Genomic DNA, 20,751 nt, shown 5'->3' with positions numbered 1-20,751 from the left:
CGGTGGTGGCGCGGCGCCTAGCGTCGCGCCATCAAGGGCAGCAGCACCAGCGGCACCGCCAGCAAGAGCAGCGCCACCGCGCCGAAAGCGGCGCGCAGGCCGAAGACCTCGGACAGCCCGCCCATCAGCGGCGGCCCGAGGAAGAACCCCGCATAGCCGATCACCGTCGCGCGGCTGATCGCCCGCGCCCGTGACTGCGGCGTGAGCCGTCCGCCCAGCCACGCATAGGCCATGGGGGCCAGCACCGAGACGCCAAAGCCCAGCACCGCAAAGCCCGCCCAGCCGATCAGCGCGGTCGGCGCCAGCGCTGCCACCAGCGCTCCGAACGCGGCAAGCGCAGCCCCTGCCCCCAGCACGCCCGCGCCATTGAGCCGCCCGATCACCCCCTGCCCGGCAAGCCGCCCGGCGCCCATGGTCAACCCCAGCAGCGTCGGCGCCAGCGCGCCGCCCACGGCGCCCGCGCCAAGGTTGCGCTCCAGATGCAGCGCTGACCACGCCTCGGTCGCCTGCTCTGCAAGAAAGCCGATGCAGATGACCACCCCCGCCAGAACAACCACCGCCCAAGGCAGCGGACCGCGCGCGTCGGATCCCGGCTCGGCGCTCTCGTGGTGCGGCAGCGCCGCGCCGCCGCGCGCCACCAGCGCCATCGCCAGTGTGACCACAGCCGCGCCCATGAAAATGCTCCACAGCGGCAGCCCCGCCCCGCGCGCAATGCCCGCCGTCAGCGCCGCGCAGGCATAGACCAGCGAATAGCCCCCGTGGGCGAGGTTCATCAGCGGCCGCCCGGACTTTGCCTCGAGATGCGACAGCTGCGCGTTCATCGCCACGTCGACCGTGCCCGCCGCCGCCGCGCAGCACAGCATGATCGCGCCGAACTGCACGCCCGAGGTCGCCAGCCCCGGCAGGGCAAAACCGCAGGCCAGCAGCGCGATGAACACCGGCATGGCCCAGCGGCGCAGCCGCTCTTCGGCCCATGGCGCCAGCCACATGGCGGCGATCGCGCCGCAGGTCGAGATCAGCATCGCCGTGGCGAAACCGCCGTCGCCAAGCCCGGTCTGCGCCATGACCACGGGCACGCTGCCCGCGAACACCCCCCAGCACACGCCGATCCCGGCAAAGCCCGCCAGCGGCGCGCGGATCATCCGCAGATCACTCAAAACGCTCATGGTCCCTCCGTTCGCCGCAAGCCGTCGCACGGCCCGGCGGGAAGATCCAGCCAGTCCCGCCCCTGCTCTCGCGCGCGCGGAGCAACCGCCACAGAGGATTAGCCCTTGCCCAAAGAGGGAATCCGGTCTAATGGGCTGCCTTCATCGCGGGGTGACAGCCTTGGAGGCACCCCCACAGACATATGGAGATACAAAATGGCTGGTGAGATTCCTGATCTCGAAGCCCTGGAACGGTCGGGGACGGGCAAGGGCGCCGCTCGGCAGGCCCGCCGCGACGGCATGGTTCCGGGGATTGTTTTTGGTGGCGAAGCAGACCCGCTTGCTATCCAGATCCCGTTCAACACGCTGCTCAAGCGCCTGAAAGCAGGCCGCTTCAAGTCGACCCTGTTCAACCTCAAGGTTGACGGCCACGACGACGTGCGCGTGATCTGCCGCGACGTTCAGCGCGATGTGGTGAAGGACCTTCCGACCCACTTCGACCTGATGCGTCTGCGTCGCACCTCGCGCATCAACCTGTTCATCCACGTTGATTTCATCAACGAAGAGCAGGCACCGGGCCTGAAGCGCGGCGGCGTTCTGACCATCGTGCGTCAGGAAGTCGAACTGAACGTTCTCGCCGGCGATATCCCGGACCACATCACTGTGGACCTGGCAGGCAAGCAGATCGGTGATGTCATCCACATCAACGACGTCGTGCTGCCGGAAGGCGCAAAGCCGACCATCGACCGTAACTTCGTGATCGCCAACCTCTCCGCTCCGCGCGGTCTGGTTGAAGCCGAGGCCGAAGAAGGCGAAGAAGAAGCCGCCGCAGAGGAATAATCCTCGCGCAGCTTCGCTGAAAAGACGGCCCCGCCATTTGGCGGGGCCGTTTTCGTTTGGCGGGCTAGCTGCCTACTCCAGCACCTGCACCGCCGAGAAAATCTCAAGCTCGGGCCCGCCGCGATACATGCCCTCGCGGCTCTTCGCGCCTTTGTGGGCCATGCGGAAAGCCTCGCTCTTGGTCCACGCGATGAAGCTCTCCTCATCCTCCCAGACCGTGTGCGAGGCATAGAGGATGTGGTCCTCGCGCTCCGGCCCTTTGAGCAGCGCGAAGCTGCGGAAACCGGGCACGCTCTTGAGCTGGCTGTCGCGCTGCGCCCAGACCTCTTCGAACTCCGCCGCCCGCTCGGGCACCACCTTGAAGCGGTTCATCGTGAGATACATGGTCTCTCCCTCGTTGCTGTGCTATCGCCATCCCTGCCCTATCTAGGGGGCGAGGCAACCAATTCGGAGACGCGGCGTGCAGATTTTCGTGGGTCTGGGCAATCCCGGCGGCAAATACGCGAAGACGCGGCACAATATCGGCTTCATGGCCGTCGACCGGATCGCCGAGGATCACGGCTTCTCGCCGTGGCGCGCGCGGTTTCAGGGCGAAGTGGCCGAAGGCCGGCTCGGCACCGAGAAAGTGCTGCTGCTGAAGCCGCAGACCTTCATGAACCTCTCGGGCCAATCAGTCGGCGAGGCCATGCGCTTCTTCAAGCTCGAGCCGAGCGATGTGACCGTGTTCCACGACGAGCTTGACCTCGCGCCGGGCAAATGCCGGGTGAAGACCGGCGGCGGCCACGCGGGCCACAATGGGCTGCGCTCGATCCACCAGCACATCGGCGAGGCCTATCACCGCATCCGCCTCGGCATCGGTCATCCGGGCCGCAAAGAGGCGGTGGCGGGCTATGTGCTGCACGAGTTTGCCAAGGCCGAGGAAGGCTGGCTGGACGATCTGATGCGCGGCATCTCCGACGGTGCCAAGGCGCTGGCGTCGGGTGACAAGCCCGGCTTCCAGAACGCCGTGGCGCTGCGCGTGGCGCCGCCGCGCTCCTCGCAGGGCACAGGTCAAAAGGGTGCGGGCCAAAAGACCGCGGGCAAGCCGGGTTCCGACAAGCCGGGCAGCGACCAGTCCACCGCCAAGGACGGCGATGCCGCCAAGCCGCAAGCCGCACCAAAGGCACAAGCCGCGCCCGAAGCCGCCGCTGAGGACAGCCGCAGCCCGCTGCAAAAGCTCGCCGACAAGTTTCGCTGAGCCGTCCTCCCAGCACCCACCCCTTACCCAGCCCCGCCTTGTCCAGCCCCGCCTTGTCCAAGGCCAGCGGTCTGCTAGGCTTGGCCGCATGAGTTCTCGGTAACGGAGGGACGAACATGCAGAAAGACAAGGCGATCAACGTTCTGGGCGAACTGCTACACCCCTGCTCGGTCGACCCCATGACCGGCTATTTCCGCGACGGGCACTGCAACACCTGCACCGAGGATTCCGGCAGCCACACGGTCTGCGCCGTGATGACAGCGGAGTTTCTCGCCTATTCGAAATACGTGGGGAATGATCTGTCGACCCCGCGCCCCGGTCTGCGCTTTCCGGGGCTGAAGCCGGGTGATCAATGGTGCCTCTGCGCGCTGCGCTTCCTGCAGGCCCATGACGAGGGCTGCGCGCCAAAGGTGCAACTCGACTCCACCCACCAGCGCGCGCTGGAAGTGGTCTCGCTGGACATCCTCGAACAGCATAAAGCCGACTGAGGCACACAGGAGGCACACAGCCCCGAAGCAATGGAAAAGGCCGCCCCGAAGGGCGGCCTTTTGCGTCTCAATAAACTCGGATCAGGCGATGTCGACGCCGAGGTGCTTGGCGACAGCAAAGATGTCCTTGTCGCCCCGCCCGCACATGTTCATGACGATGATGTGGTCCTTGGGCAGATCCGGCGCGATCTTCATCACATGGGCAAGCGCATGGCTCGGCTCCAGCGCCGGGATGATGCCCTCGGCCGAGCACGACAGCTGGAACGCCTCGAGCGCCTCCTTGTCGGTGATCGCCACATATTCGGCGCGGCCGGTGTCATGCAGCCAAGCGTGCTCCGGCCCAATGCCCGGATAGTCGAGACCGGCCGAGATCGAGAAGCCCTCGAGGATCTGCCCGTCGTCGTCCTGCAGCAGATAGGTGCGGTTGCCATGCAGCACGCCGGGGCGACCGCCGGTCAGCGAAGCGCAATGCTCCATCTTCTCGTTGACGCCCTTGCCGCCGGCCTCAACGCCGATGATCTTCACGTCCTTGTCGTCAAGGAACGGGTAGAACAGGCCCATGGCGTTCGAGCCGCCACCGATGGCGGCGATGATCGTGTCGGGCAGACGGCCCTCGGCTTCCATAATCTGCTCTTTGGTTTCCTTGCCGATGATCGACTGGAAATCGCGGACCATGGCCGGGTACGGGTGCGGGCCCGCCACCGTGCCGATGCAATAGAACGTGTCGCGCACATTGGTCACCCAGTCGCGCAGCGCGTCGTTCATCGCATCCTTCAGCGTGCCGCGGCCCGAGGTCACGGGGACCACTTCGGCGCCGAGCAGGCGCATGCGGAAGACGTTGGGCTGCTGGCGCTCGACGTCATGCGCGCCCATGTAGACCACGCACTTCAGGCCGAACTTGGCGCAGACGGTCGCGGTGGCCACGCCATGCTGACCGGCGCCGGTCTCGGCGATGATCCTTGTCTTGCCCATGCGCTTGGCGAGGATGATCTGGCCCAGCACGTTGTTGATCTTATGCGCGCCGGTGTGGTTCAGCTCGTCGCGTTTGAAATAGACCTTGGCGCCGCCCAGCTGCTCGGACAGGCGCTCGGCGTGATACAGCGGCGAGGGACGGCCGACGTAGTGCTTCCACAGGAAGTCCATCTCGCCCCAGAAGCTCTGGTCGGTCTTGGCGCGCTCATATTGCTCCTCAAGCTCGAGGATGAGCGGCATGAGGGTCTCGGACACGAAACGCCCGCCGTAGATGCCGAAGCGGCCCTTCTCGTCGGGGCCTGTCATGAAGGAATTGACCAGATCGTCCATAGCGCGTCTCCCGCTGAATTTCCCCCTTCTCTAAAGCATGCCCCAAGGCAAAGGCCAGAGCAGACGGAGCCTGCAGGCAATTTCCCTGCCGCTGCGCGCGCCCGGTCCCTTCTTCTCTTTCCAAATACGCACGGCACGAGGGCGCAATCAGCGGGGCACCGCCGCGCCGGGAGCCGAGCCGACAAACGTAAAAGACCGGCAACAAAAAGACCGGCCGCGGTGTCCCGCGACCGGCCCTGATCACAATGCGTGAGCGCCTCAGCCCTTGGCGGCGACGCCGTAGATTTGCGCGATGCGCTCCACGGCAGCCTCGGGCGCCAGTTCCTCGCTCTCACCGGTGCGGCGCGAGGTCAGCTCGACCACGCCGTTCTTCAACCCGCGCGGGCCGACGGTGATGCGCCACGGCAGGCCGATGAGGTCCATGGTGGCGAATTTGGCGCCCGCACGCTCGGCACGGTCATCGTAGAGCGGCTCCAGCCCCAGCGCGGTGAGCGCGGCGTAGAGCGACTCGCAAGCCGCATCCGCCTCGTCGTCGCCCTGCTTGAGGTTGACGATGCCGCAGTGGAAGGGGGTGACGCCCTCGGGCCAGATGATGCCCTTGTCGTCGTGGCTGGCTTCGATGATCGCGCCCAGCAGGCGCGACACGCCGATGCCATGCGAGCCCATGTGCACGGGCACCTGATTGCCGTCCTTGTCGGCAACGGTGGCGCCCATCGGCTCGGAGTATTTGGTGCCGAAGTAGAAGATCTGTCCGACCTCGATGCCGCGCGCGGTGCGGCGGCGCTCTTCGGGGACCTCGGCAAAGACCGCCTCGTCGTGGGTCTCGTCGGTGCGGGCGTAGCGCGAGGTGAACTCCTCGAGCACCGCCTGACACTGCTCGACCGAATCGTAGTCGATCTCGCGGTCGCCGAACTTCAGCTCGGTGATCTGGCTGTCATAGAACACTTCCGACTCGCCGGTTTCGGCCAGCACGAGGAACTCGTGGGTGTCGTCGCCGCCAATCGGGCCGCTGTCGGCGCGCATCGGGATCGCCTGCAGGCCCATGCGCTCATACGTGCGCAGGTAGCTGACAAGGTGACGGTTGTAGGCGTGCAGCGCGTCTTCCTTGGTCAGGTCGAAGTTGTAGCCGTCCTTCATGTAGAACTCGCGGCCCCGCATCACGCCAAAGCGCGGACGGATCTCGTCGCGGAACTTCCACTGGATCTGATACAGCGTCAGCGGCAGGTCCTTGTAGCTGCCGACGTGGCTGCGGAAGATGTCGGTGATCAGCTCTTCGGCGGTGGGCGTGAACAGCATGTCGCGGTCGTGCCGGTCGCGGATGCGCAGCATTTCCTCGCCGTAATCGTCGTAACGGCCGCTCTCGCGCCACAGGTCCGCCGACTGGATCGTCGGCATCAGCATCGGGATATGACCGGCGCGCTTTTGCTCTTCGTGGATGATGTCCTCGATCTTGCGCAGCACTTTGAAGCCCAACGGCAGCCACGAATAGATGCCGGCGCTCGATTGTTTGATCATGCCGGCGCGCAGCATGTAGCGGTGCGAGACGATCTGCGCCTCGGAAGGCGTTTCTTTCAGAACGGGCAGGAAATAACGGCTCAGACGCATGCGGGCCTCCCGGAGATTGGCGTTTCGCCCGGGTTAGGCGAAGGGCGCGCCAAGGGCAAGAGGTCTGCGCGCCGCCCTGCCTTTCAACCCGCGCAAACCCGGCTCAGCGCCAGCGCCCGCCCGGCACATTCCCCCGCGAACAACACCGCAGACTTGAGCCACAGGCTTGAAAAGGCACGGCGGAGCGGCGATGAAGGACGAAACGCGTTGAGAAGGATTCCCATGGCGCTCCCCGTGCGTGATCAGATGAAGTACTGGGGCGTTGCGGCCATCATCTTTGCCGTGGTGCTTTGGTATCTTGGCAACGTCCTGCTGCCGTTCATTCTTGGCGGCGCCATCGCCTATTTCCTCGACCCCGTGGCCGACCGGCTGGAACGGCTGGGTCTGAGCCGGGCCATGGCGACCATGGTCATCACCCTCGCCGCGATCCTGATCTTCGTCATCCTCGCGCTCGCGGTGATCCCGACGCTGGTCCGGCAGGCGGGCGATCTGATCGCGACGGCGCCGCAGCTGTTCCGCGACCTGCGCGATTTTCTCGGCACGCATTTCCCGTCGCTGGTGGTTGAAGGCAGCCCGATGCGCGAGGCGCTCGTCTCGATCGGCCAGACCGTGCAGGAGCGCGGCGCCGAACTGCTGAACACTGCGCTCAGCTCGGCGATGTCGGTGATCAACATCCTGATGCTCTTTGTCATCGTGCCGGTGGTGGCGGTCTATCTGCTGCTCGACTGGGATCGCATGGTGGCCCGCGTCGATGAGCTTTTGCCGCGCGACCATGTCTCGGTGATCCGCCAGATCGCCAGCGAGATCGACGCCACGCTGGCCGGTTTCGTGCGCGGCATGGGCTCGGTCTGCCTGATCCTCGGCTGCTATTATGCCATTGCGCTAGCGCTGGTCGGGCTGAACTTCGGCCTCGTGGTCGGGGTGATCGCCGGGCTTTTGACCTTCATCCCCTACGTGGGCGCGATCATCGGCGGGGCGCTGGCCATCGGGCTGGCGCTGTTCCAGTTCTGGGGCGAATGGTACTGGATCGCCGCCGTGGCGGGCATCTTCTTCCTCGGCCAGTTCCTTGAGGGCAATTTCCTCACACCGAAACTGGTGGGCAGTTCGATCGGGCTGCATCCGGTCTGGCTGATCCTCGCGCTGTCAGTCTTCGGCACGCTCTTCGGCTTTGTCGGGATGCTGGTGGCCGTGCCGCTGGCGGCGGCGCTGGGGGTGATCATGCGCTTCGTGATCGACCAGTACAAAGACAGCCGCCTTTATCGCGGCCTCGAGCACGACCGAGAGGCCCCATGACCCTGCCTCAGCAGCTTCCTCTGCCCCTGCCGGTCCGCGCCGCGCTGGGGCGCGAGGATTATTTCGTCTCGGATTCAAACGCGCTTGCCGTAGCACTGCTCGACCGCTGGCAGAGCTGGCCTGCGGGCAAGCTGATCCTCGTCGGCCCCGCCGGTGCGGGAAAGACCCATCTTGCCCATGTGTGGGCGGCTGACTGCGGCGCGACGATCCTGCCCGCCGCGGCGCTGCCGCAGGTGGATATTCCCGATCTGGCCGAAGGTCCGGTCTGCATCGAGGACGTGCCGCAGATCGCCGGGGACCGCCCCGCCGAAGAGGCGCTGTTCCACCTGCACAACCTTGCGCTGGCGCAGCACCAGCCGCTGCTTTTGACCGCACAGACCGCCCCCAAGCATTGGCAGCTGTCCCTGCCCGACCTCTGCTCGCGCATGGAAGGCACCCAAACCGCCACCCTGCCCGAGCCCGACGACGCGCTGCTTGCCGCGGTTCTGGCGAAGCTTCTGGCGGACCGCCACTGCGTGCCCGCCCCCGATGTGATCCCTTATCTGCTGCGCCACATGCGACGCAGCTTCGGCATGGCCCAAAAGGTCGCCGCCGCGCTCGACGCGGGCGCGCTCGGACGCCCCAAGGGCATGACGCGCTCTCTGGCCCGCGAGATTCTGCTGGCTGTCGATCCCCGCGCGTGATCCGTGCCCGCCGCAGCGCAGCGCTTGCGCCCTCTCCGGCAGTCGGGCATCCTTCCTCTTTCATCAAGATGTTGCAATTCGTGACGCATATGCCCCCCATGACCATCGCTGATTTCCTCACCGCCCCGATCCCCGAGCCGCAGGACCTTCCCGAGATCGACCTCTCGGGCCCCGGCCGCTATTACAACCGCGAACTCAGCTGGCTGGGCTTCAACTGGCGTGTGCTGGAAGAGGCCGAGAACACCAAGGTTCCGCTGCTCGAGCGCCTGCGCTTCCTGTCGATTTCGGCCACCAACCTCGACGAGTTCTACACCGTGCGCGTCGCCGGTCTGCGCGAGCTTGCCCATGCGGGCAACACCACCCCCGCCGCCGATGGGCTGAGCCCCGCCGAGCAGCTTGTGCTGATCGACGAGGACGCGCGGCGGCTGATGGCGCATCAGCAGAAAGTGCTGGGCGAGCTTGAGAAGGAACTGGACGCGGCGGGCATCGACATCGTGCCGCGCGACGCGCTGCAGCCCGAAGACCTCGAATATCTCAACACCCAGTTTCTCGAGCAGGTCTTCCCGGTGCTCTCGCCTCTGGCGATCGACCCGGCGCACCCGTTCCCCTTCATCGCCAACATGGGCTACTGCCTCGCGCTCGAGCTAGAGCGCAAGCGCGACCGCCGTACGCGGCAGGCGCTGCTGCCGATCCCGCATCAGATCGACCGTTTCATCGCCCTGCCCGCCCCCGAGGGGCACAACCGCTTCATCTTCCTCGAAGACGTGCTGCTGCTGCACATCGAAAGCCTGTTCCCCGGCTACCGGGTGAAGGACCACTTCGGCTTCCGCGTGCTGCGCGACAGCGACATCGAGGTCGAGGAAGAGGCCGAGGATCTGGTGCGCGAGTTCGAAGTGGCGCTGAAGCGCCGCCGCCGCGGCGAGGTTGTCCGCCTGACCGTCAGCGCCGGTGCGCCAAAGCAGCTGCGCAGCATCGTTATGCGCGAGTTGTTCGTGCAGGAAGACGATGTGATCGAGCTCGACGGGATGATCGGCATGGCCGACCTCAAGGAGTTGGTGCTCGACTCCCGCCCCGATCTGCTGTGGCCCAGCTTCACCCCGCGCGTGCCCGAGCGGGTGCAGGACCACGAAGGCAATATGTTCGAGGCGATCAAGCAAAAGGACATGCTGCTGCACCACCCCTATGAGACCTTCGACATGGTGGTGCGTTTCCTCAATCAGGCGGCGATGGACCCGGATGTGGTGGCGATCAAGCAGACGCTTTATCGCACCTCGCGCAACTCGCCGATCGTCGAGGCGCTTTGCGAGGCGGCAGAGGATGGCAAGTCGGTCACCGCGCTGGTCGAGCTGAAGGCGCGCTTCGACGAGGCCGCCAACATCCGCCAGTCGCGGCGGCTGGAACGCTCGGGCGCGCATGTGGTCTATGGCTTCCTCGATTGGAAAACCCACGCCAAGATCTCGAGCGTGGTGCGCCGCGAGGGCGACAAGCTGGTGACCTACACCCACTGGGGCACCGGCAACTACCATCCCATCACCGCCAAGATTTACACCGACCTGTCGTTCTTCACCTGCGATGCGCAACTGGGCCGCGACGCCTCGAAGATCTTCAACTACCTATCGGGCTACGCCATGCCCGAAGGGTTGGAGAACCTCGTGATTTCGCCGCACACGCTGAAGCCGCGCATGCTGGAGCTGATCGAGGCCGAGGCCGAGCACGCGCGTCAGGGCCGCCCGGCGCAAATCTGGCTGAAAATGAACTCGCTGATCGAGCCGGACATGATCGACGCGCTTTATGCCGCAAGTCAGGCGGGCGTGAAGATCGACTGCGTGATCCGTGGCATCTGCGGGCTGCGCCCCGGCGTGAAGGGCCTGTCAGAGAACATCCGCGTCAAAAGCATCGTGGGCCGTTTCCTCGAACACTCGCGCATCGCCTGTTTCGGCAATGGCCACGGGCTGCCGCACAGCAAGGCGCGCGTGCTGATCTCTTCGGCGGACTGGATGGGCCGCAACCTCAACCGGCGGATCGAGACCGGCATCGAGATCATGAACCCCACGGTGAAGGCGCAGATCGTCAGCCAGATCATGGCGGCGAACCTCGCCGACACGGCGCAAAGCTGGGTGATGGAACCCTCGGGCAAGTTCACCCGGCACGTGCTGCCGGAGGGCGAGTTTTCGTTCAACTGCCACCGGTTCTTCATGGAGAACCCGTCGCTCTCGGGTCGCGGCTCGGCTGGTGCCAAGGACGTGCCGAAGCTGACCCACGCGGGCGACTGACCGGACAAAGTTCTGACGCTGCATAAGAAAAGGGGCCCTGCTGGGCCCCTTCCTTTTTCTGCGACAGCGCTGACGGGCGCGCCGATCTAATGCTGCCCTGACGGGCGCGACGCCCTCAGGCCGCGTTGCTGTTCGCCGCCTTGCGCGGCGCGTTGGAATTGCGGTCGATAAAGTCGAGCACCAGCGGGCGGATATTGCTGCGCCAGCTGCGCCCGGCAAAGATGCCGTAGTGGCCCGCGCCCGGCTCGAGGTGCTGGCCCTTCTTCGAATCCGGCAGCCCGGTGCAGAGATCGAGCGCGGCGACGCACTGACCCGGAGCCGAAATATCGTCATTGGCGCCTTCGACGGTCATCACCGCCACGTCGGTGATCTTGCCGATATCCACCTTGTGGCCATCCACCACGAAATTGTTCGACGCGATCTCGCCGTTCTTGAAGATGCGCTCGACCGTCGAGAGGTAGAACTCGGCGGTCATGTCCATCACCGCCAGATATTCGTCGTAGAAGCGGTTGTGCGCGTCGTGATCGCTGGCTTCGCCGCGACTCACCCGCATGATCTGATCGGTGAACGCCTTGGAATGACGCTCGGCATTCATCGACATGAAGGACGCCAGCTGCAGCAGACCGGGATAGACCATCCGCCCGACGCCCGCATATTTGTAGCCGACGCGCTGGATCATCGTCTCTTCCAGCTGGCCCATGGTGACCCGGTGGCCGAAGTCGGTGACATCGGTGGGGGTCGCATTAGGGTCGATTGGCCCGCCGATCAGGGTCAGCGTGCGCGGCTGCGCAGCGGGCTCCAACTCGGCCAGATAGGCGGTGGCCGCCAGCGTCAACGGTGCCGGCTGGCAGACCGCGATCACATTGGTGTCGGGCCCCAGCGCGCGCATGAAGTCCATGAGGTAGAGGGTGTAATCCTCGATGTCGAACTTGCCCTCGCTCACAGGGATGTCGCGGGCGTTGTGCCAGTCGGTGACGTAAAGCTCGCAATCGGGCAGCAGCGAAACCGCGGTAGAGCGCAGCAGCGTCGCATAGTGGCCCGACATCGGGGCGACCAGCAGCACCTTGCGCGGCTTCGTAGGACGGCCCTGCACTTCGAAGTGCACCAGATCACCAAAGGCCCGCTCAACCACGGTGCGCGGCTCGACCACATGGTCGCGGCCATCGGCGCAGGTGACGGTGCGAATGCCCCAGTCGGGTTTGACCACCATGCGCTCGAAAGTACGCTCAGTCACTTCCCCCCAGGCCGCCATCCAGCCGATCATCGGATTCGGCAATGCGGCAAAGGCGGGGTAGGACGCCATCGTCCGTGCCGTCGCCCCGAGCCACTGGTTGGTGTTCCGGAAGGTCTCCATCAGATCGTAAGTCGCCATTTGACGCATATCGCGTGTCTCCTGATGCGCGGTCCCGCCCGGCGCCCGGTCACTGCGTGCCTCCCGTCACTCAGTTTCCGCTGATCCGGCCTCGGATCAATTCGCCGCTTTGCCCCTCGCTGTACCGCCGTTATTCTGCAACAGGCCGAAAGTAGGGGGGATTCGACCTTATGACAACTACTCCGGGCACGGACATCACGTCAGACCGCGCACGACTCGAAGCCAATATTGAGAAGATCGAAGCCCTTTCTCAACGACTTCTGGAAGCAATTTCGCGACGTAAGCCGATCAATCCTGCGTTAAACGGGCCTGATCCGCTGCTCTATGGAAAAGCTGCGCAGGCCTACTGGCAGGAATGGATGCAGAACCCCGCGAAGGTGTTCGAGCAGCAGGTGGCCTACTGGGGCAAGGCCTTGTCCCACTATCTCGAGGCGCAGACCGCGCTGGCCGGTGGCCAGCTTGCCCCGCCCGAGGACACCGGCCCCAAGGACAAGCGATTCTCGAACCCGCTGTGGGACAGCCATCCCTATTTCAACTTCATCAAGCAGCAGTATCTGATCAGCGCCGAGGCGATCCACCGCTCGGTCGACGAGATCGCCGATCTGGACCCGAAGGAAAAGAAGCGCCTGCGCTACTTCGCGCGCCAGATCGTCGACATGATGGCGCCGACCAATTTCTTCGCCACCAACCCCGACGCGCTGCAGAAGGCGCTGGAAACAGAGGGCGAAAGCCTTGTGCTGGGGATGGAAAACCTCGTTGCGGACCTCGAGGCCAACAATGGCGAGCTGGTCGTAAGGCTCGCCGATGAGAACGCCTTCAAGCTTGGCGAGAACATCGCCACCGCCGAGGGCGAGGTGGTCTATCGCAACCGCATGATGGAGCTGATCCAGTACAAGCCCACCACCGAAAAGGTGCGCGAGACGCCGATCATCCTGTTCCCGCCGTGGATCAACAAATACTACATCCTCGACCTCAAGCCGAAGAACAGCCTGATCCGCTACATCGTCGATCAGGGCTACACGCTCTATGTGGTCAGTTGGGTCAACGCCGACGAAAGCTATAGCGACGTCGGTCTCGAGGATTACATCCAGGACGGCTATCTCACAGCGATCGACCTCGTGCGGGAGATGTGCAAGGTCGAGCAGGTCAATGCGGTGGGTTACTGCATCGCGGGCACGACGCTGGCGCTGACGCTCTCGCTGCTCAAGCAGCGCGGCGAGAAGCCGGTGAAGTCGGCGACCTTCTTTACCACGTTGACCGATTTTTCCGATCAGGGCGAGTTCACCCCGTTCCTGCAGGATGATTTCGTCGATGGGATCGAGGCCGAGATCAATGCCAGCGGCATTCTGAAAAGTTTCATCATGTCGCGCACCTTCTCGTTCCTGCGCTCCACCGACCTCATCTACACGCCGGCGATCCGCAGCTACATGATGGGTGAGACGCCCCCGGCCTTCGACCTGCTCTATTGGAACGGCGACGGGGCCAACCTGCCGGGACGGATGACCATCCAGTACCTGCGCGGGCTGTGTCAGCAGAACCTCTTCTCGAAGGGCGAATTCGAGATTCTGGGCCATACGCTCGACATCAAGGACGTGGATGTGCCGCTGATGTCGATCGCCGCAGAGGGCGACCATATCGCCGCCTGGAAGGACTGTTATCGCGGTGTGCAGAAGATGGGCTCGCGCTCGAAAACCTTCGTGCTGTCGGAGTCGGGTCATATCGCCGGGATCGTGAACCCGCCGGACAAGCAAAAGTATGGCCACTACCTGAACCCCGACCTCACGCTCTCGGCAGAGGACTGGCAGGCCAGCGCCGAGTTCCATGCCAAGGAGTCTTGGTGGCCGGTGTGGGAGGCGTGGCTGCGCAAGAAGTCGGGGAAGATGGTGCCGGCTCGGAAGCCCGGCGATTCGTCTCATACGCCGCTCTGCCCGGCTCCGGGCACCTATGTGCGCGTGAAGGCCGCTTAACGCCACGTCAAAACAGACACTTGCAAATTTATTCTGCGGCGCAGCAAAAAACCTTGAAATGCTGCGGTGCAGCATTCATATTGAAGTCAGCCGATAGTTAAGCGCGGGGTGGGCCCGCTAGGCTGAATACGGGAATTGAAAGAATGGCTAAGACTCAAGACTTCACCGCCATGATGAAGGACATGATGGGCGCGTTCCCCGTGGACACCAAAGCCATGGACGAAGCGTTCAAGACCTCTGCAACTCTGAACGAGAAGCTCTCGGCAGTTGCTCTCGAGGCCGCAGAGAAATCCACCGAGATTTCCGCCAAGTGGACCAAAGACACTCTGGCGAAACTGACCGACATGTCGAAGGTCAAGAAAGAGCCGGCCGACTACGCCAAGGCGATGACCGATTTCGCCTCCGCGCAGGCTGAAGTCGCCGCCGAAAACATGGCCGCCTTCGCCGAGATCGCGAAGAAGGTGCAGATGGACACCGTCGAGCTGATGATGGCCGCAGGCAAGGACTTCACCGAAGATGCCTCCGCCGCCGTCAAGAAGGCCACCGACGAGATGACCGCCGCCACCAAGAAGGCGACCACCACGGCAACTGCCGCGGCCAAGTAAGCCGGGTTTCGCCCCCCTCTCCTTCCGGGGGCGACCCGCGATTGCGCCAAGCCTCTCCTCCCAAGTATTTCCGGCGCAATGCGTAGGGCGGGCCTCCCAGGGTCCGCCCTTTTTCGTGGCTCCATGACAGTTGGGCTAAGGCCCCCAAGACCGGCCCCTTCCGCCGCTGCGGATCGGCCCCGAGCCCAAGCACCGCCGCGCCACAGAGCAGCAGCCACAGGGTGATCCCCGCAGCGCGGCGCAAAACAAAAGGCGCAGCCCCAGCGGGCCGCGCCTCTCCTTGGTCCTGCCGCGCAGGATCAGTTGACGATGGTCGCCTCGGTCGCCGCGCGAAGCTCGTCCTCGGTGACGCCCTCGGCGGTCTCGACGATCTTCAGACCGCCCTCGACCACATCCAGCACACCAAGGTTGGTGATGATCCGGTCCACCACGCTCTTGCCGGTCAGCGGCAGAGTGCATTCCTTCAGCAGCTTGCTGTCGCCGTGCTTGTTGGTGTGGTCCATGACCACGATGACCCGGCCGACGCCCGCCACCAGGTCCATCGCACCGCCCATGCCCTTGACCAGCTTGCCGGGGATCATCCAGTTCGCCAGATCGCCGTTCTCGGCCACTTCCATGGCCCCAAGGATGGCCGCCGCGATCTTGCCGCCGCGGATCATCGCAAAGGACATGGAACTGTCGAAATACGACGTCTTGGGCAGCTCGGTGATGGTCTGCTTGCCGGCGTTGATAAGATCCGGGTCCTCTTCGCCCTCATAGGGGAAGGGGCCCATGCCCAGCATGCCGTTCTCGGACTGCAGCGTGATCTCCTTGTCGCCGACGTAGTTGGCCACAAGCGTCGGGATGCCGATCCCGAGGTTCACATACATGCCGTCTTCGAGTTCCTCGGCCGCGCGCGCGGCCATCTGGTTACGATCCCAAGGCATTACGCTTCCTCCCGCTTGCGCGTGGTGCGCTGTTCGATCCGCTTCTCGTGCTCACCCTTGATGATGCGATGCACGAAGATGCCCGGCAGGTGGATGTGATCGGGGTCGAGCTCGCCCGGCTGCACGATCTCTTCCACTTCCATGACGCAGATCTTGCCGCACATGGCCGCCGGCGGGTTGAAGTTGCGCGCCGTCTTGCGGAACACGCAGTTGCCCGAGGTGTCGGCCTTCCACGCCTTGACGATGGAAAGATCGGCAAAGATGCCCTCTTCCAACACGTATTCCTCGCCGCGGAACATCTTGGTTTCTTTGCCCTCGGCCACCACGGTGCCGACGCCGGTCTTGGTGTAGAACCCGGGGATGCCCGCGCCGCCAGCGCGCATGCGCTCGGCCAGCGTGCCCTGCGGGTTGAACTCGAGCTCAAGCTCGCCCGACAGGTACTGGCGCATGAACTCGGCGTTCTCGCCCACGTAAGAGCTCATCATCTTCTTGATCTGCTTGGTGTCGAGCAGCTTGCCGAGGCCGAAGCCATCCACGCCGCAGTTGTTCGACGCGATGGTCAGATCCTTGACGCCGCTGTCGACCATGGCGTCGATCAAGAGCTCGGGGATGCCGCAGAGCCCGAAGCCGCCCGCCGCGATGGTCATGCCATCAAACAGCAGCCCGTCCAGCGCCTCGGCGGCGGAGCCGTAAACTTTCTTCATTCCGTCCTCCCGAAAGAAAGAGTCTGCCTGACTTGTCACCCGCACCGCAGGCAGAGTCAACGAAGCCCCCCGCCCCAAGCCGCGCCTTCGCGCCAAGTCACCCTCGCACGCGCAGCAAAAAGGCGCCGCAACGCAGCATAAGCCCCTTCGTCTAGACAAAAATATCCCCGCCGGAGGCGCAAGAGCACGGCATCCGGACATAAAAAGGCCCGCGTCACAGGTGACGCGGGCCGATCTCAATCAAGATGTCACGAGACGCTCAACCGTCGTCAGAATCTTCAGCGGGAGCTTTTTTCGCCGCCGTCTTCTTCGCCGGAGCCTTCTTGGCGGTGGTCTTTTTCGCCGTGGTTTTCTTGGCCGCCGTCTTTTTCGGGGCCGCCTTCTTCTTGGTGCCCTTCTTGGCCGCCTTCTCGGCGATCAGTTCCAGCGCCTGCTCCATGGTGACGCTCTCGGGGTCCGTGTCCTTGGGCAGGGTCGCATTGACCTTCTCCCATTTCACGTAAGGCCCGTAGCGCCCGTCAAAAATGGCGATCTTGCCGCCGTCCGGGTGATCGCCCAACTCCTTGAGCGCCTTGGCCGCAGCACGTCCGCGCCCACCGGGGTTGGCGCGCTTCTCGGCCAGCATCTCGACGGCACGGTTCATGCCGATCTCGAAGACATCCGCCGGGTCCTTGAGGTTCACATAGGTCGGCTTTGCGTCATCGGGCAGCTGGTGCATGATGTAGGGGCCGAAGCGGCCGAAGTTCGACTTCACCGCTCCGCCCTCGGGGTGCTCGCCCACCTCGCGCGGCAGCGAGAGCAGAACCAGCGCCTTCTCCAGCGTCATGTCGTCCTTGGACCACCCGCGCGGCAGCGACGCGCGCGGCGGTTTCTTGTTCTCCGGCGTCGGCTCGCCGCGCTGCACATAGGGACCGAAACGCCCGGCCTTGAGCCAGATCTCGTCGCCCTGATCCTCGCCCAGCAACCGCTCGTCGCCATCGGCGCCCTCGCCCGCGATGGGGCGGGTGTAGGTGCATTCGGGGTAGTTGCCGCAGCCGACGAAGCCGCCGGTGCGCGAGGTCTTCAGGTGCAGCTGGCCGGTGCCGCATTTGGGGCAGACGCGCGGGTCCGACCCGTCTTCGCGCGGCGGATAAAGCTGCGGAGCCAGCGCCTCGTCGAGCACGTCGAGCACCTCGGAGATGCGCAGCTCGGAGGTTTCAGAGATCGCCGCCGAGAAATCGCGCCAGAACTTGCCCAGCAGCGACTTCCAATCCATGTCGCCAGCCGAAACCTCGTCGAGCTCGTTTTCCAGCTCTGCGGTGAACTCATAACCCACATATTTGCGGAAGAAATTGAGCAGGAAGATCGTGACGATCCGGCCCTTGTCCTCGGGGATCAGGCGGTTCTGCTCTTTCTTGACGTATTCGCGGTCTTGGATGGTGGTGATCACCGACGCATAGGTCGAGGGGCGCCCGATGCCCAGCTCTTCCATGCGCTTGACCAGCGTCGCCTCGGTGTAGCGCGGCGGCGGCTGGGTGAAGCTCTGAGTGCCCAGAACAGCGCTGTTCTCGGCCAGCACCGCCGAGGGGCCTTTGGCCGTGCCCGGACGGTCGCTCGCGCGCTCGGCGGCCTTGTCGTATTGCGCCTTCAGGCCCGACTTGGCGAAAGCCGCCGGCTCGCCCTGCATGATCTGCGGCAGGCGCTTGTCGTCGTCATCCGCCACATCGTCGCGGCCTTCCTCATAGATCTTCAGGAAGCCGTCGAAGGTGATGACCTGACCGGTCGCGCGCAGACCGACCTGCTGGTCGTCAGAGCCGATCTCGACCGTGGTGCGCTCGAGCTTGGCAGCCTCCATCTGGCAGGCCAGCGTGCGCTTCCAGATCAGATCGTAGAGCTTGCGCTGATCATCTTCGCGCAGCTTCAGCTCCGCCGCGTCCTTGGTCATGTCGGTCGGGCGGATACATTCGTGCGCTTCCTGCGCGTTCTTGGCCTTGTTCTTGTAGATGCGCGGGCTGCCCGGCACGTATTCCTTGCCGAAGCGATCGCCAATGGCCTCGCGGCAGGCGGTAACCGCCTCGGGCGCCATGTCGATGCCGTCGGTCCGCATATAGGTGATATGCCCCGCCTCATAGAGCCGCTGCGCCGCGTTCATACAGGCGCGCGCGCCCATGCCGAACTTGCGGCTCGCCTCTTGCTGCAGAGTCGAGGTCATGAAGGGCGCCGAGGGGTTGCGGGTCGACGGTTTCGCCTCGACCGACAGCACCTTCAGCTTGCGCCCAGCCACCGCCTGCACCGCCATCTCGGCCTGCGTGGCATTCTCCAGATCGTAGCGGTCGAGCTTTTTGCCGGCGAGCGCGGTCAGACGCGCCTCGAACTCCTGCCCGCGCGGCGTCTGCAGCAGCGCCTTCACCTGCCAGTATTCGCGCGGATTGAAGGCTTCGATCTCCATCTCCCGCTCGACGATGAGCCGCAGGCAGACCGACTGCACCCGCCCCGCCGAGCGCGCGCCCGGCAGTTTGCGCCAGAGCACCGGCGAGAGGTTGAAGCCCACGAGATAGTCGAGCGCGCGGCGGGCCAGATAGGCCTCCACCAGCGGCGCGTCGATGTCGCGCGGGTTCTTCATCGCCTCGGTGACGGCGGCCTTGGTGATCGCGTTGAAGGTGACCCGGCGAACCTCGGTGTCCTTCTTGATCGACCGGCGCTTGGTGAGCGCCTCTTTCAGGTGCCACGAGATGGCCTCGCCCTCGCGATCGGGGTCGGTCGCGAGAATGAGGGAGTTGTCGCTCTTCAGCGCCTCGGCGATTGCCGAGACATGCTTGCGCGAGTCGTTGGCGATCTCCCATTTCATGTCGAAATCATGCTCGGTGTCGACCGAGCCATCCTTCGGAGGCAGGTCGCGCACGTGACCGTAGGAGGCGAGCACCGTGTAATCGGATCCCAAATACTTGTTGATTGTCTTGGCTTTGGCCGGGGATTCGACGACGACGACGGGCATTAATGAGACCTCATTGCAACGCTGTGCTCAAAACGGCTTGCCTGCCGCTATGGCGGCGCAAGATGTGGGGTGCAAGGGGGAAATGTCAATGCGGCCCCCAGCGTCGGCGGTGCGGCAACAGGGCAAGCGGCGTGGTTTCGGGCATCTTTGGGCCTCTGCGCAGGCCTATCCCGAACGGCAGAGCAGGCCGCCCGGCCGCCGCTCCAGCCGCCCTTCAAGCTCGAGGTCGGTGAGCGCCGGGGCGATCTGCCCGACCGCGCCGCCCAGATCGCGGATCACCTGATCTTCGGGCACCGGCACCGGGCCGAGCCGGTCGAGGATGCGCTGATGCAGGGCGCGCGTCTCGGCCCGGCTATAGCGTTCGGGGGGCGCGGGCGGGATGGTCGGCAGCGCGCCATTGGGCGCGGGGTGCGGCGCAGCGCAGGGCACCGCCAGCGCCTCCAACACATCCTCGGCGCGGCGAACCAGCCGCGCGCCATCGCGCAAAAGCAGGTTGCAGCCCCCTGCCCGCCCGTCGAGCGGATGGCCCGGCACCGCCATCACCTCACGCCCCTGATCGAGCGCGCAGCGCGCGGTGATCAGCGAGCCGGATTTCACCGCCGCCTCAACCACCACGACGCCGCGCGCCATGCCCGAGACGATGCGGTTGCGCGTGGGAAAATGTCGCGCCTGCGGCTGCACGCCCGGCGGCTGTTCCGACAGCAGGGCACCGCGCCCGCGGATTGCGCCGGCGAGCCGGGTGTTTTCCTGCGGGTAGATCACGTCGACACCGCCCGCCATCACCGCGGCGGTGCCGTCCTCCAGCGCGGCACCATGCGCCTCGGCATCGATGCCGCGCGCCAGTCCCGAGACCACGACCCAACCCGCTGCGGACAGATCGCGCGCCAACAGCCGCGCCATGCGCGCGCCCAGCGAGGAGGCGTTGCGCGCGCCAACGATTGCCACCGCCGGGCGGCTCAGCAGCTCTGGCCGTCCCAGCACCCAGACAAACGGTGGCGCATCGTCAAGCTCGGCCAGATGCGCGGGGTAATGCGCCTCGCCGCGAAACAGCAGTGAGGCTCCCGCCCGCGCGCCGCCCGCCATCTCTGCAGCGGCCACGCCTTCAGGGCAGATGCGATAGTCCGAAACCCCGGCGGCGGCGGCCACCTCCGGCAGCGCCGCGAGCCCGTCAGCCGCCGAGCCATGTTCGGCCATCAGCCGCCAAAAGGTGGTCGGCCCGACACGGCGCGAGCGCAAGAGACGGAGCCAGTCAAACCGCTCAGCTTCCGTGGTGGGTGGGAGTGGGGGGTGGGTGGAAGTCTGTGTGTGCCCGGTCATCCTGACCCCGTCGCTTGCAG

The 20,751-nt window shown here is 65.0% G+C and carries 17 protein-coding genes; 8 read left to right on the top strand and 9 right to left on the bottom strand.

Going from position 1 to position 20,751, the window contains the following annotated elements:
• Positions 1-17: 17 nt before the first annotated feature.
• Positions 18-1,166: an MFS transporter gene (locus G0A00_RS13505; RefSeq protein ID WP_164183593.1), complete on the bottom strand. Its 1,149-nt coding sequence runs from the start codon at positions 1,164-1,166 to the stop codon at positions 18-20.
• Between the two features lie 195 nt (positions 1,167-1,361).
• On the opposite strand from G0A00_RS13505, the gene G0A00_RS13500 reads away from it, so the two are divergent.
• Positions 1,362-1,985: a 50S ribosomal protein L25/general stress protein Ctc gene (locus G0A00_RS13500; RefSeq protein WP_066107473.1), complete on the top strand. Its 624-nt coding sequence runs from the start codon at positions 1,362-1,364 to the stop codon at positions 1,983-1,985.
• 72 nt (positions 1,986-2,057) lie between these two features.
• Here G0A00_RS13500 and G0A00_RS13495 read toward each other — a convergent pair whose 3' ends face one another.
• Complete coding sequence (locus G0A00_RS13495; RefSeq protein ID WP_066107476.1) at positions 2,058-2,369, bottom strand: antibiotic biosynthesis monooxygenase; 312 nt, start codon at positions 2,367-2,369, stop codon at positions 2,058-2,060.
• A gap of 76 nt (positions 2,370-2,445) precedes the next feature.
• Between G0A00_RS13495 and pth the strand changes: the two genes are divergently transcribed.
• Together pth and G0A00_RS13485 are read left to right on the top strand one after the other, a co-directional pair.
• Positions 2,446-3,222: an aminoacyl-tRNA hydrolase gene (gene pth / locus G0A00_RS13490; protein WP_164183591.1), complete on the top strand. Its 777-nt coding sequence runs from the start codon at positions 2,446-2,448 to the stop codon at positions 3,220-3,222.
• A 116-nt stretch (positions 3,223-3,338) separates the two neighbouring features.
• On the top strand, positions 3,339-3,710 hold the full coding sequence (locus G0A00_RS13485; RefSeq protein ID WP_066107481.1) for a DUF2237 family protein: 372 nt from the start codon (positions 3,339-3,341) through the stop codon (positions 3,708-3,710).
• A gap of 81 nt (positions 3,711-3,791) precedes the next feature.
• Here G0A00_RS13485 and trpB read toward each other — a convergent pair whose 3' ends face one another.
• Positions 3,792-5,012 (bottom strand): tryptophan synthase subunit beta, encoded by a 1,221-nt coding sequence (gene trpB, locus G0A00_RS13480; RefSeq protein ID WP_164183589.1) that lies wholly within the window; start codon positions 5,010-5,012, stop codon positions 3,792-3,794.
• Positions 5,013-5,270: 258 nt separating this feature from the next.
• Positions 5,271-6,617: a proline--tRNA ligase gene (gene proS / locus G0A00_RS13475; RefSeq protein WP_164183587.1), complete on the bottom strand. Its 1,347-nt coding sequence runs from the start codon at positions 6,615-6,617 to the stop codon at positions 5,271-5,273.
• A gap of 222 nt (positions 6,618-6,839) precedes the next feature.
• Between proS and G0A00_RS13470 the strand changes: the two genes are divergently transcribed.
• From G0A00_RS13470 to G0A00_RS13460, 3 genes are all read left to right on the top strand, one after another.
• Positions 6,840-7,910: an AI-2E family transporter gene (locus tag G0A00_RS13470; RefSeq protein WP_164183585.1), complete on the top strand. Its 1,071-nt coding sequence runs from the start codon at positions 6,840-6,842 to the stop codon at positions 7,908-7,910.
• Entirely contained in the window at positions 7,907-8,593 is a 687-nt protein-coding gene (locus G0A00_RS13465) for a chromosomal replication initiator DnaA (protein ID WP_203595374.1), read from the top strand. Before G0A00_RS13470 ends, G0A00_RS13465 begins: the two co-directional genes overlap by 4 nt.
• Positions 8,594-8,691: 98 nt before the next feature.
• A complete protein-coding gene (locus G0A00_RS13460; RefSeq protein WP_164183583.1) occupies positions 8,692-10,866 on the top strand; it encodes an RNA degradosome polyphosphate kinase in 2,175 nt (724 codons plus the stop codon).
• Positions 10,867-10,981: 115 nt separating this feature from the next.
• On the opposite strand, the gene phaZ is transcribed toward G0A00_RS13460, so the two are convergent.
• Positions 10,982-12,247, bottom strand: a complete 1,266-nt coding sequence (phaZ, locus tag G0A00_RS13455) for a polyhydroxyalkanoate depolymerase (RefSeq protein WP_164183581.1) — start codon at positions 12,245-12,247, stop codon at positions 10,982-10,984.
• Between the two features lie 161 nt (positions 12,248-12,408).
• Here phaZ and G0A00_RS13450 point away from each other — a divergent pair, with 161 nt between their 5' ends.
• Together G0A00_RS13450 and G0A00_RS13445 are read left to right on the top strand one after the other, a co-directional pair.
• A complete protein-coding gene (locus tag G0A00_RS13450) occupies positions 12,409-14,205 on the top strand; it encodes an alpha/beta hydrolase (RefSeq protein ID WP_164183579.1) in 1,797 nt (598 codons plus the stop codon).
• A gap of 143 nt (positions 14,206-14,348) precedes the next feature.
• A complete protein-coding gene (locus G0A00_RS13445) occupies positions 14,349-14,810 on the top strand; it encodes a phasin family protein (RefSeq protein WP_066107502.1) in 462 nt (153 codons plus the stop codon).
• A 299-nt stretch (positions 14,811-15,109) separates the two neighbouring features.
• Here the strand turns inward: G0A00_RS13445 and G0A00_RS13440 are convergent, their stop codons facing one another.
• From G0A00_RS13440 to dprA, 4 genes are all read right to left on the bottom strand, one after another.
• Positions 15,110-15,736: a CoA transferase subunit B gene (locus G0A00_RS13440; RefSeq protein WP_164183577.1), complete on the bottom strand. Its 627-nt coding sequence runs from the start codon at positions 15,734-15,736 to the stop codon at positions 15,110-15,112.
• Positions 15,736-16,440, bottom strand: coding sequence for a CoA transferase subunit A (locus G0A00_RS13435; protein WP_164183575.1), 705 nt, complete (start codon positions 16,438-16,440; stop codon positions 15,736-15,738). Before G0A00_RS13435 ends, G0A00_RS13440 begins: the two co-directional genes overlap by 1 nt.
• 259 nt (positions 16,441-16,699) lie before the next feature.
• Positions 16,700-19,414 carry a type I DNA topoisomerase gene (gene topA / locus G0A00_RS13430; RefSeq protein ID WP_164183573.1) on the bottom strand — a complete coding sequence of 905 codons (2,715 nt, stop codon included), beginning with the start codon at positions 19,412-19,414 and terminating at the stop codon, positions 16,700-16,702.
• 165 nt (positions 19,415-19,579) lie between these two features.
• Positions 19,580-20,731: a DNA-processing protein DprA gene (gene dprA, locus G0A00_RS13425; RefSeq protein ID WP_164183571.1), complete on the bottom strand. Its 1,152-nt coding sequence runs from the start codon at positions 20,729-20,731 to the stop codon at positions 19,580-19,582.
• Between the last annotated feature and the right edge of the window lie 20 nt (positions 20,732-20,751).

It is taken from the genome of Salipiger sp. PrR002 (assembly GCF_010500775.1).
Taxonomy (GTDB): domain Bacteria; phylum Pseudomonadota; class Alphaproteobacteria; order Rhodobacterales; family Rhodobacteraceae; genus Salipiger.
The sequence above is the reverse complement of the archived record's forward strand: the minus strand, read 5'-3'. Positions and strand labels throughout refer to the sequence as shown.